The following is a 16,394-nucleotide window of genomic DNA, read 5'->3' on the forward strand; positions in this document are numbered from 1 at the left end:
GGGCAGTATTGGCGCCGCAATTTTTGACTAGTGCGCCTCACCCGCCTTCAACCCCTCCGGCAGCTTCTTGGTCAGCAACACCGCCACCATGCTGATCCCCAGCGCAATCCCGACGAAATGAAACGCATCGTTATAGGCCATGATCGACGCCTGTTGGTGGGCGATCTCGCTGAGCTTGCCCAGTGCCGCCGTTTCGTTGCCCAGTCGGTCAGCCAGCGAGGCGATCCGTTCAGCCACCTGCGGATTGCTTGGCACGATGGCTTCGCGCAAGTAGTCAAAGTAAACCTTGGTCCGCGCATCCAGCAGCGTGGCGAGCAGGGCGATGCCGATGGCGCCGCCGAGGTTGCGCAGGATATTGAACAGGCTCGATGCCGATCCCGCATCCTGGGGCAGGATATAGGAGGTGGCGATCAGCGAGATGGTCACCATGATCAGCGGCTGGCCCAGTGCGCGGATGATCTGGATCTGATTGAACTGCGGCCCGGCAAAGTCCGGGTTCAGCACCCCTGAAGAGAAACTCGCCAACCCGAACAAGCCGAATCCCAGGGTGCACAGCCATTTCGGCGAGATGAACTTCATCAGCTTGGGCACCAGCGGAATCAGAAACAGCTGGGGCACGCCCATCCACATGATCACTTCGCCAATCTGCAAGGCGTTGTAGTTCTGGATCTGCGCCAGGTACAGCGGCAACAGATAGATCGAACCGTACAGCCCGACCCCCATCCCGACGCTGGAAATACTGGATAATCCGAAGTTGCGGTTGCCGAGGATGCCAAGATTGATCAGAGGGTTGGGCTTGGAAAACTGCACGATCACAAAGGTGATCAGGCTGACCAGCGCGATGCTGCCAAGGGTCACGATCAGGTTCGATTCCAGCCAGTCCTTGCGATGGCCTTCCTCGAGAAACACCTGCAAACAGCCAAGCCCGACGCCGAGGGTGAGAATGCCGGTGTAGTCGGTGCTTTTCAGCAGTTCCCAGTGCGCTTCTTTCTTCTCCAGGCCGTACATCAGGCCGGCGATCATGATCAGGCCGGGCGGGATGTTGATGTAGAAGATGTACTCCCAGCCCCAGTTTTCCGTCAGCCAGCCGCCGAGTGTCGGGCCGATGGAGGGGGCGAAAGTGGCGGTCATGGCGAACATGGCCATGCCCTTGGCGCGGTGGTGTTCCGGCAGTTTGATCAGGGTCAGGGTGAATGCCAGCGGAATCAGCGCGCCACCGGTAAACCCTTGCAGGGCGCGGAACACGATCATGCTCTCCAGGCTCCACGCCATGGAGCAGAGCAGGGACGCGAAGAGGAATCCGAGGGACACCCACACTGCCAGGCGTCGTGCCGAAAGCAACTGCACCAGCCAGGCGGTGAGGGGGATCATGATGATTTCCGCCACCAGGTACGAGGTGGAAATCCACGAGCCTTCTTCCAGGGTTGCCGACAGCGCGCCCTGGATATCCTTGAGCGAGGAGTTGGTGATCTGGATGTCGAGCACCGCCATGAAGGCGCCGAGCATCACGCTCATCACCGCGATCCAGTCCCGCCGGGTCGGTTCGCCGACCGGGCGGATCAGTTGATCACCGGCCATCGTCAGCGGCGTCTTTGCTGCTCACTTTGGTGGTGACTTCTTCAGGGGCGTCCTTGATGTTCACCTTGGCGGTCACCGACATGCCCGGGCGGATCTTGCCGCGCAGCGGGTTGTCGGCGGCGAAGGTCAGTTTTACCGGAATCCGCTGCACGACCTTGGTGAAGTTGCCCGTGGCATTGTCTGGCGGCAACAGGCTGAACTGCGCGCCCGAGGCGGCAAACAGGCTGTCGACCCGGGCCTGGATCGGTGTGTCGCTGTAGGCGTCGAAGGTCAGTTCGGCTTTCTGCCCGGGTTGCATGTGGCCGATTTGGGTTTCCTTGAAGTTGGCCTGAATCCAGATGTCCTGGTCCGGAACGATCGACAGCAAATACGCGCCGGCCTGCACAACCTGGCCTTCGCGGGCGGCACGCTGGCCGATCAGGCCGCTGATGGGCGAGTGGATTTCAATGCGGGTCAGGTTCAGCTCGGCTTGCGCCAGGTCGGCCTTGGCATTGGCGATCTGCGCGTCGAGGCGCTTGATCTCGGCGGTCAGCGCGTTGACTTGCTGGCGCTGGCCCTGGGCATCCGCCTGGGCCTTGACCAGTTGCGAACGGGCAATGTGGTTGTCGGCGGAGAGGGTGGTCACCCGTTCTTCCGAGACATAACCCGGCTTGCGCAAGGTCTCGGCACGGGTCAAATCAATCTGCGAACGGCCCAGGCTGGCCTGGCTTGACGCTACTTGCGCTTCGCTGGAGGCAATCAGGCTGGCTTGCTGGGTCAGTTTGCTCTGGGCTTGCAGGCGTTCGGCTTCGCGGGTGGCGAGGGTCGCGTTGGCGCGGTCGACAGCGAGGTGGAAGTCATCGCCTTCGAGTTTGATCAGCAACTGACCCTTCTCGACATGCTGGTTGTCCTGCACCATCACCTGATCGATGCGCGCGCCCAATTGGCTCGACACGCGGGTGATCTCGCCCTGGACATAAGCGTTGTCGGTGCTTTCATAAAAGCGCCCCTTGAAGAACCAATGGGCAAACAGGCCCCCGGCAATCAGCAGGACAATCATCAGGAACGTGAAGAGGCGGCGCTTGAGTTGGGCAGGCATGGGGCAAACTGTAGTCGAGAAATTGTAAGGGAAGGTATCAGCAGGCAAATCTGGCATACAGCCGATAAACGGTAAATGCTGTCGGCTGATATTCGCCCATTCACCCCCTCATACGGGTGTTCCAGACGCAACCTTGGCTTAAATGCCCTGTTCACTGGAGCGGGGCGGGTGTCGCCTGTTACCATTCCGCTCTTGTTTGATGTTCTGTTTGAACTTCGCTTTTTATTCTTTTCGAGACATGCCATGACCACCGTCCGCACTCGCATCGCGCCATCGCCTACCGGGGATCCCCACGTAGGTACCGCCTACATCGCCTTGTTCAACTACTGCTTTGCCAAGCAGCACGGCGGTGAGTTCATCCTGCGGATCGAAGACACCGACCAACTGCGTTCGACCCGCGAGTCCGAACAGCAGATCTTCGACGCCCTGCGTTGGCTGGGGATCGAGTGGAGCGAGGGCCCGGACGTCGGCGGCCCGCACGGTCCGTACCGTCAAAGCGAGCGTGGCGATATTTATCAGAAGTATTGCCAGCAGCTGGTAGAGCTCGGTCATGCCTTCCCGTGCTTCTGCACCGCCGAAGAGCTGGACCAGATGCGCGCCGAGCAGATGGCCCGTGGCGAAACCCCGCGTTACGACGGCCGCGCGCTGCTGCTGTCGAAGGACGAAGTCGCCCGTCGCCTGGCCGCTGGCGAACCACACGTGATCCGCATGAAGGTGCCGAGCGAAGGCGTCTGCGTGGTGCCGGACATGCTGCGCGGCGACGTCGAGATCCCGTGGGACCGCATGGACATGCAAGTCCTGATGAAGACCGACGGCCTGCCGACGTACTTCCTGGCCAACGTGGTCGATGATCACCTGATGGGCATCACCCACGTATTGCGCGGCGAAGAGTGGCTGCCATCGGCCCCGAAGCTGATCCTGCTTTACGAGTACTTCGGCTGGGAACAACCGGAGCTGTGCTACATGCCGCTGCTGCGCAACCCGGACAAGAGCAAGCTGTCCAAGCGCAAGAACCCGACCTCGGTGACGTTCTACGAGCGCATGGGCTTCATGCCCGAAGCGATGCTCAACTACCTGGGCCGCATGGGTTGGTCGATGCCGGACGAGCGCGAGAAGTTCTCGTTGCAGGAAATGGTCGACAACTTCGATCTCAAGCGCGTGTCCCTCGGCGGGCCGATCTTCGACATCGAAAAACTGTCGTGGCTCAACGGCCAGTGGCTGCGTGACCTGCCCGTGGAAGAGTTCGCCGCACGTGTGCAGAAGTGGGCGCTCAATTCCGAATACATGATGAAGATCGCGCCGCACGTACAGGGCCGGGTCGAAACCTTCAGCCAGGTCGCACCGCTGGCCGGGTTCTTCTTTGCCGGTGGCGTGAACCCGGATGCCAAGCTGTTCGAATCGAAGAAACTCTCGGGCGATCAGGTTCGCCAGTTGATGCAGTTGATCCTGTGGAAACTGGAAAGCCTGCGCCAGTGGGAGAAGGACAGCATCACCGCGACCATCCAGGCGGTGGTCGAGTCCCTGGAGCTGAAGCTGCGTGACGCCATGCCGCTGATGTTCGCCGCGATCACCGGCCAGGCCAGCTCGGTCTCGGTGCTCGATGCGATGGAAATCCTCGGACCGGACCTGACCCGTTTCCGTCTGCGCCAGGCGATCGACCTGCTGGGCGGTGTGTCGAAGAAAGAAAACAAAGAGTGGGAAAAGCTGTTGGGCGCTATTGCCTGATCCCGCTGGGTCGGACCTGTAGGAGCCGGCTTGCTGGCGAAGCGACCTTGCAGCCTGCATCAATCTTGCGGCTGCTATCGTTGGCAAGCCAGCTCCAGGTGGGGAAAACCCCGTTTTTTCGGGGGAAGGGCGGTAAGTGATTGTTATGTCGGCAAAAAATTTTGAAAAATTTCAAAAATAAGTTTGACAGACTTTCGATACGCCCTTAAGATTCGCCCCGTCCTCAGCGATGACATCGAAGATGCATCAACGATGAGGGGCTATAGCTCAGCTGGGAGAGCGCTTGCATGGCATGCAAGAGGTCAACGGTTCGATCCCGTTTAGCTCCACCAATTTACACTTCAAGGCCTGGCCACACCGGCCTTGAAGCGATCAACACTCAGCGTTGATCAGTTGTATAGAAGGGTTTGCGTCCCCTTCGTCTAGTGGCCTAGGACACCGCCCTTTCACGGCGGTAACAGGGGTTCGAGTCCCCTAGGGGACGCCAGTTTTACAGAAGTGATGTTGCAAGATGTCACTCCGCCGCGAGGCGAAAATCCGGGGCTTTAGCTCAGCTGGGAGAGCGCCTGCATGGCATGCAGGAGGTCAGCGGTTCGATCCCGCTAAGCTCCACCAATTTTACAGTTCAAGGTCTGGCCACACCGGCCTTGAATCGATCAGCACTCAGCACTGATCAGTTGTATAGAAGGGTTTGTGTCCCCTTCGTCTAGTGGCCTAGGACACCGCCCTTTCACGGCGGTAACAGGGGTTCGAGTCCCCTAGGGGACGCCACGATTACCCGCTCTGCGGGATTTTATAAGGGTCATTCAATTATTGAATGGCCCTTTTGTTTGCCTGGCGTTTGGCCAAATTCCCCCCCATTTCAAAAAACTGTTCTTCAGACCAGCGGTCACAGCCATGACTTGCTAAAATTTATTATGAGAATAATATTTCAATCGTAATATTCGGAGGCAACGATGAACGATAAAAAAGCTCAGACCCGCGAACGCATCCTCAAGGCTGCCAGCGCCGCGCTGATTCAGCGCGGCCCGGCCGAGCCAAGCGTGGGCGAAGTGATGGGCGCGGCGGGCCTGACGGTCGGCGGCTTCTACGCACACTTCGAAAGCAAGGACGCGATGATGCTCGAGGCGTTCAGGCAATTGCTCGGTCATCGCCGCGACCTGATTGCCGACATGGACGCGCAGTTGACCGGCGAAGAGCGCCGCGCTCTGGTGGCCGCGTTTTACCTGTCGCGCAAGCATCGTGATTCCTCCGAATCGGCCTGTCCGATCCCGGCTTCGGTCGGCGAATTGGGGCGGCTGCCGGACGCGTTTCGTGTCGCGCTGAATGAGCATGTGGAAATGATGGTCGCGCAGTTGGCGTCCAGTCCTGAAGAAACCGATAAAGCCCTGGCCGATATGGCCTTGATGGTGGGTGGGCTGGCTCTGGCGCGGGCGCTTGGGCCGGGAGAGTTGTCCGATCGATTACTGCGCGCCGCCAAATCGGCAGTGCGTTGACCTGAAGGCTGCGGCCTGAGGAGAATGCGATGAGCGCGTTAAAGTGGGTTCGTGGCGTTAATGGCACCTTGGGCTGGTTTGCCCCGAAACTGGTCGCTAGCAAAATGCGGCTGGCCTTCATGACACCGCGGGATCTGCCGCCCCGTGACTGGGAACTGCCGCTGTTGGCGAGGTCCGAGCGGATCACCTTGCGCTTCGGCCTCTCGGCGTTGCGTTGGGGGCAGGGTCCGGCAGTGTTGCTGATGCACGGTTGGGAAGGGCGGCCAACGCAGTTCGCCAGCCTGATCACCGCGCTGGTCGATGCCGGTTACTCGGTCGTGGCCCTGGATGGTCCGGCCCATGGTCGCTCACCGGGCAGCGAAGCGAATGTGGTGCTCTTTGCTCGGGCCATGCTTGAAGCGGCCGCTGAACTGCCACCCCTGCAAGCGGTCATCGGCCACTCCATGGGGGGTGCCAGTGCCATGCTTGCGGTGCAGTTGGGCCTGCGCACGGAAACCCTGGTCACCATTGCCGCCCCGGCGCGAATTCTGGGTGTGTTGCGTGGGTTCGCGCGTTATGTCGGGCTGCCACCCAAAGCCCGCTCGGCGTTCATTCGCCAGGTCGAGAAAGACGTCGGCATGCGCGCCTCGACGCTGGATGTCGCCCACTATCAGCTCGATATGCCCGGCCTGGTCGTCCACGCCGAAGATGACCGGATGGTATCGGTCAAGGAGTCTCAGCTGATCCACGAAGCCTGGTTCGACAGCCGTTTGCTGCGCCTGGAAGACGGTGGACATCAGCGGGTGCTGGCTGACCCTCGGGTGATCGAAGGCGTGTTATCACTGCTGGCCGGTCGCCGACTGCAATCGCGCCAATCGGCCTGAGCTTCCGTTACACTGCCCCGGTCGAATCGAAATGACCGGGAGTGGGGCATGGGCTGGGATCGGGAAACGCCATTTATCATTGATCTGCAAGTGGACGCCGAGGACATTGACGGGCTGGGGCACGCGAACAATGCGGTCTACGTGACCTGGCTCGAACGCTGTGCCTGGCGCCACTCACAACGCCTTGGCCTGGACCTGGTCGAATATCGGCGGCTGGACCGGGCGATGGCGGTGGTGCGTCACGAGATCGATTACCTGGCGGCAGCCTATGAGGGCGATGAGTTGCAATTGGCGACCTGGATCGTCGATTGGGATCAGCGCCTGAGAATGACCCGGCACTTCCAGCTGATCCGCCCCAGCGACAATGCAACGCTGCTGCGTGCGCAAACCACGTTTGTCTGCATCGAGCTGTCCAGCGGCAAGCCCAAGCGCATGCCGACGGAGTTCATCGAAGGCTATGGCCCGGCGATCCGGGCGCAGGAGTTGGTACAACCCTGAGCTCATGTGGGAGCGGGCTTGCTCGCGAAAGCGGTCTGTCATCAACGGTGATGTTGGCTGATCCACCGCCTTCGCGAGCAAGCCCGCTCCCACAATGGATCTGCGATGTTCTGCAGATTTTCTCTGAACCCAGTAAACTGCCGCACGTTTTTCCTCGAGTGTGTTTTTCATGCAAATTGCTTTGGCGCCCATGGAGGGGTTGGTCGACGACATCCTGCGCGATGTGTTGACCCGCGTGGGTGGTATTGACTGGTGCGTGACCGAGTTCATTCGGGTCAACGACCAGTTGCTGACACCTGCCTATTTCCACAAGTTCGGCCCGGAGTTGCTCAACGGTGCCCGGACGGCCTCCGGTGTGCCGCTGCGTGTGCAACTGCTCGGTTCCGATCCGGTGTGCCTGGCGGAAAATGCCGCGCTGGCTTGCGAGCTGGGTTCCGAAGTGATCGACCTGAACTTCGGCTGCCCGGCCAAGACCGTCAACAAATCCCGGGGTGGCGCGGTATTGCTCAAGGAACCCGAGCTGCTCAACCAGATCGTCGAGCACGTCCGTCGTGCCGTCCCCGCGCACATTCCGGTCACCGCCAAGATGCGCCTGGGCTTCGACAGCCCGGATGGTTCGCTGGTGTGTGCCACGGCCCTGGCCGAAGGCGGCGCGGAACATATCGTGGTCCATGCTCGGACCAAAGTGGACGGCTACAAGCCGCCGGCGCACTGGGAGTGGATTCCGCGGGTGCAGGACGTGGTCAAGGTGCCGGTGTTCGCCAATGGTGATATCTGGAGCGTCGAAGACTGGCGTCGTTGCCGCGAGATCAGCGGCGTGCAAGACATCATGCTCGGTCGTGGCCTGGTTTCACGCCCCGATCTGGCCAGGCAGATCGCCGCTGCCCGGGCCGGTGAAGAGGTCGTGGAGATGACCTGGAACGAGCTGCTGCCACTGATCCAGGACTTCTGGTTGCAGGCCAAGGCGCAAATGACGCCACGCCAGTCACCGGGTCGCCTGAAGCAATGGCTGGCAATGCTGACCCGCAATTATCCCGAGGCGGTAGAGCTCTTTACCGTCCTGCGGCGTGAGACCGAACTGGATAACGTCTCGCGCTTGCTGGGGCTGCCGGTGGCGGAGGCGGCCTGAAGTTTTCTAAAAAAACAGAAAATAATCTCTTGAAATGCAATCAGCGGTCTCTATCTAAGGGGGACGCGATGCCGAATTCGGGTCGCGGAGACAAAAAAACTTGCTGATTGTTTTCAGGAGATTTGAACCATGAGTACTGCTTTTTCCCTGGCCCCACTGTTCCGTTCCTCGGTAGGTTTCGACCGTTTCAACGACCTGTTCGAAACCGCCCTGCGCAATGAACCAGGCAGCACCTACCCACCCTACAACGTGGAAAAACACGGTGACGATCAATACCGCATCGTCGTAGCCGCCGCCGGTTTCCAGGAAGATGACCTGGAACTGCAAGTCGAGAAGGGTGTGCTGACCATCAGTGGTGGCAAACGTGACGCCAACGAGGGCGTGACCTTCCTGCACCAGGGCATTGCCCAGCGTGCGTTCAAGTTGTCCTTCCGTCTGGCGGACCACATCGAGATCAAGGCTGCTGACCTGCGCAACGGTCTGTTGAGCATCGACCTGCTGCGGGTGATTCCGGAAGAGGCGAAAGCCAAGCGCATCCCGATCAACGGGGCGCAAAAACCGGCTCTGCAACATTGAGTCGGAGCAAGAAAAAAGGGCGCTAATGGCGCCCTTTTTTGTGCCTCTAAAGCGCTACTTCAGCAGTTTTTGAAACTCCTCCACCGGCAATGGCCGGCTATGTAAATACCCCTGGTAGAAGTGACAGTCCAACCCCTGCAAGAACTCCAGCTGCTCCGCTGTTTCCACCCCTTCGGCAATCACTTTCAAATCCAGGCTGTGGGCCATGGCGACGATGGCGCGGATGATCTCGGCGTCGTTCGGGTCGCTGGTGGCGTCGCGGATGAACGACTGGTCGATTTTTAGGGTGTCGACCGGCAGGCGCTTGAGGTAGGTCAGCGAGGAATAGCCGGTGCCGAAGTCGTCCATGGCGAAGCTCACGCCGAGTTTTTTCAGGCGGCGCATTTTGTTGATGGTGTCTTCCAGGTTCTGGATCACGATGCCTTCGGTGATTTCCAGTTTCAGTAAAGTACAGGGCAGTCCGTAGGTGGCGAGGCTGTTTTCGACCCGTTCGACGAAATCGTTCTGGCGGAACTGGCGCGGGCTGATGTTCACGCACAGGCTGAATTTGTAAGGATTCACCAGGCCGTCGTCGATCAGTTGTTTGAAGGCCTGGCAGGCTTCGTCGAGGATCCAGGTGCCGACCTCCAGAATCAGTCCGCTGTCTTCCAGTACCTTGATGAACTCGGTGGGTGATTGCGCGCCGAGGTCTGGGTGATTCCAGCGCACCAGGGCCTCGGCGCCGACGATGCGATCGCCCCGGGCGTCGACCTGGGGTTGGTAATGCACGCGAAACTCGCCCCGGGAAAGGGCCAGGCGCAGATCGGTCTCCATGCGCAGGCGTTCGCTCGCGGCCTTCTGCATGGTGTTGTGGTACATCTGCGCGGTATTGCGGCCCGAGTCCTTGGCGCGATAGAGCGCAATGTCGGCGCGCTTGAGCAGGTCGGTCGGGGTCGAGCCGTGATCGGGAATCAGTGCAATGCCGATGCTGGGCGTCACTTGCAGGCGCTGGCCGTCGAGGAACATCGGTTCGGACAGCAGTTCGCGGATGGTGTCGGCCACTTCGCGAACCTGATCGCTGACCTCGCTGCGCGTGCCTTCGAGGCCGCTGAGCAGCACCACGAATTCGTCACCGCCCAGGCGCGCAACGGTGTCCTCCATGCGCACGCTGGCCTCCAGGCGCGCGGTGATGATTTTCAGCACCGTATCGCCCACCGGGTGCCCGAGGGAGTCGTTGATGTGCTTGAAATGGTCGAGGTCGAGAAACATCAGCGCGCCGCGCAGGTTATGCCGCTTGAGCAGGGCGATCTGCTGGCTCAGGCGATCCATCAGCAGGGCGCGGTTGGGCAGGTTGGTCAGGGGGTCGTGGTAGGCCAGGTGGCGAATCTGCGCTTCGGCGTTTTTCAGCAGGCTGACGTCTCGTGCGGTCAGCAGCAGGCAGGCTGTTTCGTTGAGGGTGATCGGCTCCACCGACACTTCGACGGTGAGCAGTTCGCCGCGCTTGTTGCGCCCGAGCATTTCCTGGTGATGAACCCGCCCCTTGATCTGCAATTCCGCCAGCAGCGCCGAGCGTTGTTTTTCTTCGGCCCAGATCCCGACCTGATACACCGTGCGGCCCACCACTTCTTCGGCGCGGTAACCGGTCAGGCGGCAGAAACCGTCGTTGACCTCCAGGTAGCGTCCGGTGTCGCGCTCGGTGATGGTGATGGCGTCGGGGCTGGAGTGGAAGGCCTTGGCGAATTTCTCTTCACTGGCCTTGAGCGCCGCTTCCGAGCGCTGTTGCTGGGTGATATCGCGCAGCGTGGTGACGATACAGGGCTGGTCGCCGACGCTGATCTGGCGGCTGGAAATCACGCAGGTCAGGACCTGTCCGTCCTTGTGCTGGACGAGAATGGCCACGTTGTTCAGGCCTTGTTCGCGGATCACTTGTTCGATCCGTCGCAGGCTTTTCGCCGAAGCGTCCCACAGGCCTATTTCATCGGCGCTGCGGCCGATCACATCGGCGGTGCTCCAGCCGAAGGTCTGGGTGAAGCTGGAGTTGATTTCAATGAACTGGCCAGAGTCCTGGTGGGTGACGCAGATCGGATCGGGGCTGACCTGGAACAGCGTGGCGAATTTTTCTTCGGAGGCCACCAGCCGTTGTTCGCGCTCCACCTGGTCGGTGATGTCGAGCAATGTGCCGGCCATGCGCACCGGCACGCCGTTGTCATCGCGGTAGAGGCGGGCGCGGCTTTCCAGGTAGCGCGAGCTGCCGTCGGCCAATTGCACGCGGTAGGTCAATTGGTAGTTGCCGGCCGGGCCTTCACGCAGGCTGCGGTAGGCATCGCGCATGGTGTCGCGTTCTTCGTCGGGCACGCCTTCGAAGAATTCGTCGAAGGACTCGTGGAAGGGTTTGGCGTCCAGGCCATGCAATTGGGCGGCCCGTGCCGATCCGTAGAGCATGCCGCTGGGAATGTGCCAGTCCCAGGTACCCAGTTGCGCCGAGTCCAGGGCCAGGTCGAGGCGTTCCTGGCTGTCCTTGAGTGCGTGTTCGGCGACTTTGCGTTCGGTGGTGTCGAGGAAGGTGCTCAGTAGATAGGGCTGGCCTTCGAGCTCGACCTTTTGCGCACTGAGGATGCCATCGTGGATCTGGCCATTGCTGGCGCGAAACTGCACTTCCATGCTGACCAGGTCGCCTTTGGCTTTGGTCGCCTTGACCAGGTCGGCCCGTTGCTCGGGGTGCACCCACAGCCCCAGTTCCAGGGTGGTGCGGCCAATCGCATTTTGCACCGGCCAACCGAACAGGCTTTCGAAATACTGGTTGGCTTCGGTGATCAGGCCATCTTCCTGACGGGTCAGCAGGACCATGTTCGGGCACAGGTGAAACAGGGTGGCAAAGCGTTTTTCCGAGCTGCTCAGCGCCTGTTCACGCTGGCGCTGGTGAGTGATCTCGCGGATCACACCGATCATCCGTGGCCTGCCGTGCTTGTCCGGCAACAGGCTGCCGCTGATCTCCAGCCAGTGCAGGCTGCCATCGGGCCAGCGGATGCGGTGGTGCATCGCTTGCTCCAGCGGCGCGCCAGCGATGACCGCATGGAACGCGCGAACGGTTTTCGCGCGATCTTCCGGGGGCAGCAGGTCGAGGTACTCCAGATCCGCTGGCAATGGTTTGCGGGGGTCGAAGCCGAACAGCGCCTGCGTACCCCGGGACCAGCTGATCTGCCCGCGCTCGATGTCCCAATACCAGGCGCCCAGGCGCGCGCCGTTGAGCGCGGCCAACAATTGCGAGGCACTCTCCCAGCTCTGTTCGGAGTTTTTCGGGTCAAGTGCCTGTATGCGCGGCATTGGCGGAATACGGTCAACAGATTTGGGCATTGGCAAGCCTTAGGCTGAATGGGCGTTTTGTACAGGGTTTCGCGGCTCTATAGGAGTAGCACAAGTTAGCCTTGAGTCCCTGGCGGATCGAGTTGAGCGTCCAGCAGGGCCATGAAAGCCCGGGCAGCATTCGACAGCGTCCTTTCCGTGTGCAGGATATAGCCTAGCTGGCGAGTGAGCTGTATGCCTGGCAAAGGTATGCGCGCCACCTGATCGTCGAGCATGGTGCGCGGCAAAACACTCCAGGCCAGGCCGATCGAGACCATCATCTTGATGGTTTCCAGGTAGTTGGTGCTCATGGCGATGTTTGGCGTCAGGCCCTGGGCTTCAAACAGGCGCTGCACAATATGGTGGGTAAAGGTATTGCCGCCGGGGAAGACCGCCGGGTGTCGGGCGATGTCCGCCAGGCTGACCTTGCCATTGTTGAGCAGTGAGTGCTCCGGGGCGACCACGAAATCCAGCGGGTCGTCCCACACCGGGGTGGCCTTGACCAGTGCATGGGGTTCCGGTGCCAGGGTGATGACCGCCAGTTCGGCGCGGCCATGGAGAATTTCCTCGTAGGCGACTTCCGAATCGAGAAACTGGATATCCAGCGCCACCTCGGGATAGCGGCGGGTGAACTCCCTTAATAAAGGAGGCAAGCGGTGCAGGCCGATGTGGTGACTGGTGGCCAGGGTCAGACGACCGGTCACCTCGCCGGTGAGGTTGGTCAGGGCGCGGCGCGTATCATCGAGGACATTCAGAATCTGGTAGGCCCGCGGCAGCAGGGCGCGCCCGGCCTCGGTCAAGCCCACTTCACGACCCAGGCGATCGAACAGTCGCACCTTCAATTGCTGCTCCAGCCCGGCGATGCGTTTGCTGATGGCGGGCTGGGTCAGGTGCAGCCGTTCGCCAGCGCCGGAGAAGCTCCCGGTCTCGGCGATGGCAATAAAAGCATTGAGGTTGGCCAGGTCCATGGTCGTATTCCAGTTGGTTATCCAAAGCATAAAAAATATGAATTTGAGTTATTTAATGTAACCCCATAGGATCAGCCTCACAAGCCAAAGGGTTATTGAACATTTCAAGACCCGGGGCATAGAAACAAGCTGATGAGGAACCGTCTGATGGCCGGCAAAACGCTCTACGACAAGCTCTGGGATTCGCATTTGGTCAAGCAGCGCGACGATGGCTCTGCGCTGATCTACATCGATCGTCACATCATCCACGAAGTGACCTCGCCGCAAGCCTTCGAAGGCCTGCGCCTGGCCGGGCGCAAGCCATGGCGTATCGATGCCAACATCGCGACCCCGGACCACAACGTACCGACCACGCCGGAGCGCAAGGGTGGCATCGATGCCATCGTCGACCAGGTCTCGCGCCTGCAAGTCCAGACCCTCGATGACAACTGCGATGAATACGGCATCGTCGAATTCAAGATGAACGACATCCGCCAGGGCATCGTCCACGTCATCGGCCCGGAGCAGGGCGCCACCTTGCCGGGCATGACCGTGGTCTGCGGCGACTCCCACACCTCGACCCACGGCGCATTCGGCGCATTGGCTCACGGTATCGGCACTTCCGAGGTCGAGCACGTGCTCGCCACCCAGTGCCTGGTCGCCAAGAAAATGAAAAACATGCGGGTAGCGGTCGAAGGCCAATTGCCTTTCGGTGTGACCGCCAAGGACATCGTGCTCGCCGTGATCGGCAAGATCGGCACCGCCGGCGGTAACGGCCACGCCATCGAATTCGCCGGCAGCGCGATTCGCGAGCTGTCCGTGGAAGGCCGCATGACCATCTGCAACATGTCCATCGAAGCCGGCGCTCGGGTAGGCCTGGTGGCTGCGGACGAAAAAACCGTGGAATACGTCAAGGGCCGTCCGTTCGCTCCGAAAGGCGCGGAATGGGACCTGGCCGTCGAGGCCTGGAAAGACCTGGTGACTGACGCTGATGCCGCGTTTGATACCGTGGTTGAGCTCGATGCCGCGCAAATCAAGCCGCAAGTCAGCTGGGGCACCTCGCCGGAAATGGTTTTGGCGGTCGATCAGAACGTGCCGGATCCTGCGAAGGAAATGGACCTGGTCAAGCGCGACTCCATCGTCCGCGCCTTGAAATACATGGGTTTGACCGCCAACCAGGCGATCACCGACATTCAGCTCGACCGTGTGTTCATCGGTTCCTGCACCAACTCGCGGATCGAAGACCTGCGTGCTGCTGCGGTGATCGCCAAGGGCCGCAAAGTGGCCTCGACCATCAAGCAGGCGATCGTGGTGCCGGGCTCGGGTCTGGTGAAGGCGCAGGCCGAATCGGAAGGCCTGGACAAGATTTTCCTCGAAGCCGGTTTCGAATGGCGTGAGCCGGGCTGCTCGATGTGCCTGGCGATGAACCCGGACCGTTTGGAAAGTGGGGAGCATTGCGCGTCGACTTCCAACCGTAACTTCGAAGGCCGTCAGGGTGCCGGTGGCCGTACTCACCTCGTCAGCCCGGCCATGGCCGCCGCCGCCGCCGTGAACGGTCGTTTCATCGACGTCCGTGAATTGATCCAGGGAGCGCAGTAAGCATGAGAGCATTTACCCAACATACTGGTCTTGTCGCGCCTTTGGATCGTGCCAACGTCGACACCGACCAGATCATCCCGAAGCAGTTCTTGAAGTCGATCAAGCGCACCGGTTTCGGTCCGAACCTGTTCGATGAATGGCGTTACCTGGATGTGGGGCAGCCGTACCAGGACAACTCCAAGCGTCCGCTGAACAAGGACTTCGTCCTCAACGCCGAGCGTTACCAAGGCGCCAGCGTATTGCTGGCCCGTGAAAACTTCGGTTGTGGCTCCAGTCGCGAACACGCGCCATGGGCGCTGGAAGAGTACGGTTTCCGCAGCATTATCGCGCCGAGCTATGCCGACATCTTCTTCAACAACAGCTTCAAGAACGGCTTGCTGCCGATCATCTTGAGCGATGCCGAAGTCGATGAGCTGTTCCAGCAGGTCGAGGCCAATCCGGGCTATCAGTTGCAGGTTGATCTACAAGCCCAGACCGTGACCCGCCCTGACGGCAAGGTGTTGAGCTTTGATATCGATGCCTTTCGCAAGCACTGCCTGCTCAACGGCCTGGACGATATCGGCCTGACCTTGCAGGACGGCGATGCGATTGCGACGTTTGAAGCCAAGCATCGCGCGAGCCAGCCGTGGTTGTTTCGCGACGCGTGATTGATCCGATATTTCGGTAGACAGGGCCGGCCTCTTCGCGAGCAAGCCCGCTCCCACATTGGATTTGTGGCGTATACACAACCCCTGTGGGAGCGGGCTTGCTCGCGAAGACGGCAGCTCAGACGACACAAGGCTAAACCCCAAAAAGGAAGTCCCCATGACCAGCACCGCCCAGCACACCCAGGTAGTCCAGAAGCAATTCGGTGAACAGGCTTCGGCCTACCTGAGCAGCGCCGTACACGCTCAAGGCACTGAATTCGCGCTGCTACAGGCTGAGGTGGCCGGGCAGGGCGAGGCACGGGTGCTGGACCTGGGCTGCGGCGCCGGTCACGTGAGTTTTCATGTGGCGCCGTTGGTCAAGGAAGTGGTGGCTTACGACCTGTCGCAGCAGATGCTCGATGTAGTGACCGCTGCTGCCGTCGACCGTGGCTTGAGCAACGTTTCCACGGTCAACGGTGCCGCCGAGCGCCTGCCGTTCGCCGATGGCGAGTTCGATTTCGTCTTCAGCCGCTATTCGGCGCACCATTGGAGCGATCTCGGCGTGGCGTTGCGGGAAGTGCGCCGGGTGTTGAAACCGGGCGGCGTGGCGGCATTCATCGATGTGTTGTCACCGGGTAGCCCGCTGTTCGACACTTACCTGCAAAGCGTCGAAGTGCTGCGCGATACCAGCCATGTGCGCGATTATTCCGCAGGCGAGTGGTTGCGCCAGGTCAGCGAGGCGGGGCTGCACACGCGCAGCACCACCCGCCAGCGTTTGCGCCTGGAGTACACCAGTTGGGTCGAGCGCATGCGCACACCTGAAGTGATGCGCGCCGCGATCCGTGCTTTGCAGCAGTCGATGGGCAATGAAGTACGCGAATATTTTGAGATTGAGGCCGATGGCTCGTTCAGTACCGATGTACTGGTCCTGATGGCTGAACGATAAGCGCTGAGCGCT

At 60.6% G+C, this 16,394-nt stretch carries 13 protein-coding genes and 4 tRNA genes; 13 read left to right on the forward strand and 4 right to left on the reverse strand.

All coding sequences use genetic code 11. The annotated features are described in order from the left end of the window. Window positions 1-27 precede the first annotated feature (27 nt). Window positions 28-1,518 (reverse strand): MDR family MFS transporter, encoded by a 1,491-nt coding sequence (locus tag KGA88_RS16795; RefSeq protein ID WP_223593065.1) that lies wholly within the window; start codon window positions 1,516-1,518, stop codon window positions 28-30. Between the two features lie 49 nt (window positions 1,519-1,567). After that, window positions 1,568-2,656 (reverse strand): HlyD family secretion protein, encoded by a 1,089-nt coding sequence (locus KGA88_RS16800; RefSeq protein WP_223592882.1) that lies wholly within the window; start codon window positions 2,654-2,656, stop codon window positions 1,568-1,570. A gap of 243 nt (window positions 2,657-2,899) precedes the next feature. Here KGA88_RS16800 and gltX point away from each other — a divergent pair, with 243 nt between their 5' ends. The 10 genes from gltX (at window position 2,900) to KGA88_RS16850 (ending at window position 8,943) form a co-directional block, all read left to right on the forward strand. Continuing rightward, window positions 2,900-4,381: a glutamate--tRNA ligase gene (gene gltX, locus KGA88_RS16805; protein ID WP_223592884.1), complete on the forward strand. Its 1,482-nt coding sequence runs from the start codon at window positions 2,900-2,902 to the stop codon at window positions 4,379-4,381. 256 nt (window positions 4,382-4,637) lie between these two features. After that, a tRNA-Ala gene (locus KGA88_RS16810) sits at window positions 4,638-4,713 on the forward strand. A 79-nt stretch (window positions 4,714-4,792) separates the two neighbouring features. Next, a tRNA-Glu gene (locus KGA88_RS16815) sits at window positions 4,793-4,868 on the forward strand. Between the two features lie 52 nt (window positions 4,869-4,920). Further along, window positions 4,921-4,996 (forward strand) — tRNA-Ala (locus tag KGA88_RS16820). Between the two features lie 80 nt (window positions 4,997-5,076). Next, window positions 5,077-5,152, forward strand: a tRNA-Glu gene (locus KGA88_RS16825). Between the two features lie 185 nt (window positions 5,153-5,337). Beyond that, entirely contained in the window at window positions 5,338-5,877 is a 540-nt protein-coding gene (locus KGA88_RS16830; RefSeq protein WP_110659875.1) for a TetR/AcrR family transcriptional regulator, read from the forward strand. 29 nt (window positions 5,878-5,906) lie between these two features. Further along, window positions 5,907-6,740 (forward strand): alpha/beta fold hydrolase, encoded by an 834-nt coding sequence (locus tag KGA88_RS16835; protein WP_110659876.1) that lies wholly within the window; start codon window positions 5,907-5,909, stop codon window positions 6,738-6,740. A 48-nt stretch (window positions 6,741-6,788) separates the two neighbouring features. Continuing rightward, complete coding sequence (locus KGA88_RS16840; RefSeq protein WP_110659877.1) at window positions 6,789-7,238, forward strand: acyl-CoA thioesterase; 450 nt, start codon at window positions 6,789-6,791, stop codon at window positions 7,236-7,238. A 169-nt stretch (window positions 7,239-7,407) separates the two neighbouring features. Next, window positions 7,408-8,367, forward strand: a complete 960-nt coding sequence (locus KGA88_RS16845) for a tRNA dihydrouridine synthase (RefSeq protein ID WP_223592886.1) — start codon at window positions 7,408-7,410, stop codon at window positions 8,365-8,367. 129 nt (window positions 8,368-8,496) lie between these two features. Beyond that, entirely contained in the window at window positions 8,497-8,943 is a 447-nt protein-coding gene (locus KGA88_RS16850) for an Hsp20 family protein (RefSeq protein ID WP_223592896.1), read from the forward strand. Window positions 8,944-8,997: 54 nt separating this feature from the next. Here the strand turns inward: KGA88_RS16850 and KGA88_RS16855 are convergent, their stop codons facing one another. Both KGA88_RS16855 and KGA88_RS16860 read right to left on the reverse strand, forming a co-directional pair. Further along, window positions 8,998-12,276, reverse strand: a complete 3,279-nt coding sequence (locus KGA88_RS16855) for a PAS domain S-box protein (RefSeq protein ID WP_223592899.1) — start codon at window positions 12,274-12,276, stop codon at window positions 8,998-9,000. A 65-nt stretch (window positions 12,277-12,341) separates the two neighbouring features. Further along, entirely contained in the window at window positions 12,342-13,232 is an 891-nt protein-coding gene (locus tag KGA88_RS16860) for a LysR family transcriptional regulator (RefSeq protein ID WP_110659881.1), read from the reverse strand. A gap of 147 nt (window positions 13,233-13,379) precedes the next feature. On the opposite strand from KGA88_RS16860, the gene leuC reads away from it, so the two are divergent. The 3 genes from leuC to KGA88_RS16875 all read left to right on the forward strand — a co-directional run bounded on the left by leuC (window position 13,380) and on the right by KGA88_RS16875 (window position 16,382). Further along, the gene (leuC, locus tag KGA88_RS16865; RefSeq protein ID WP_110659882.1) at window positions 13,380-14,810 is read left to right on the forward strand and encodes a 3-isopropylmalate dehydratase large subunit; all 1,431 of its coding nucleotides are present in this window, start codon (window positions 13,380-13,382) and stop codon (window positions 14,808-14,810) included. 2 nt (window positions 14,811-14,812) lie between these two features. Then, window positions 14,813-15,457 carry a 3-isopropylmalate dehydratase small subunit gene (leuD, locus tag KGA88_RS16870; protein ID WP_110659883.1) on the forward strand — a complete coding sequence of 215 codons (645 nt, stop codon included), beginning with the start codon at window positions 14,813-14,815 and terminating at the stop codon, window positions 15,455-15,457. Window positions 15,458-15,614: 157 nt separating this feature from the next. Beyond that, window positions 15,615-16,382 carry a class I SAM-dependent methyltransferase gene (locus KGA88_RS16875; RefSeq protein ID WP_223592901.1) on the forward strand — a complete coding sequence of 256 codons (768 nt, stop codon included), beginning with the start codon at window positions 15,615-15,617 and terminating at the stop codon, window positions 16,380-16,382. Window positions 16,383-16,394 lie beyond the last annotated feature (12 nt).

It is taken from the genome of Pseudomonas sp. A-R-19, from assembly GCF_019956575.1.
In the GTDB taxonomy this organism is placed as follows: Bacteria; Pseudomonadota; Gammaproteobacteria; order Pseudomonadales; family Pseudomonadaceae; genus Aquipseudomonas.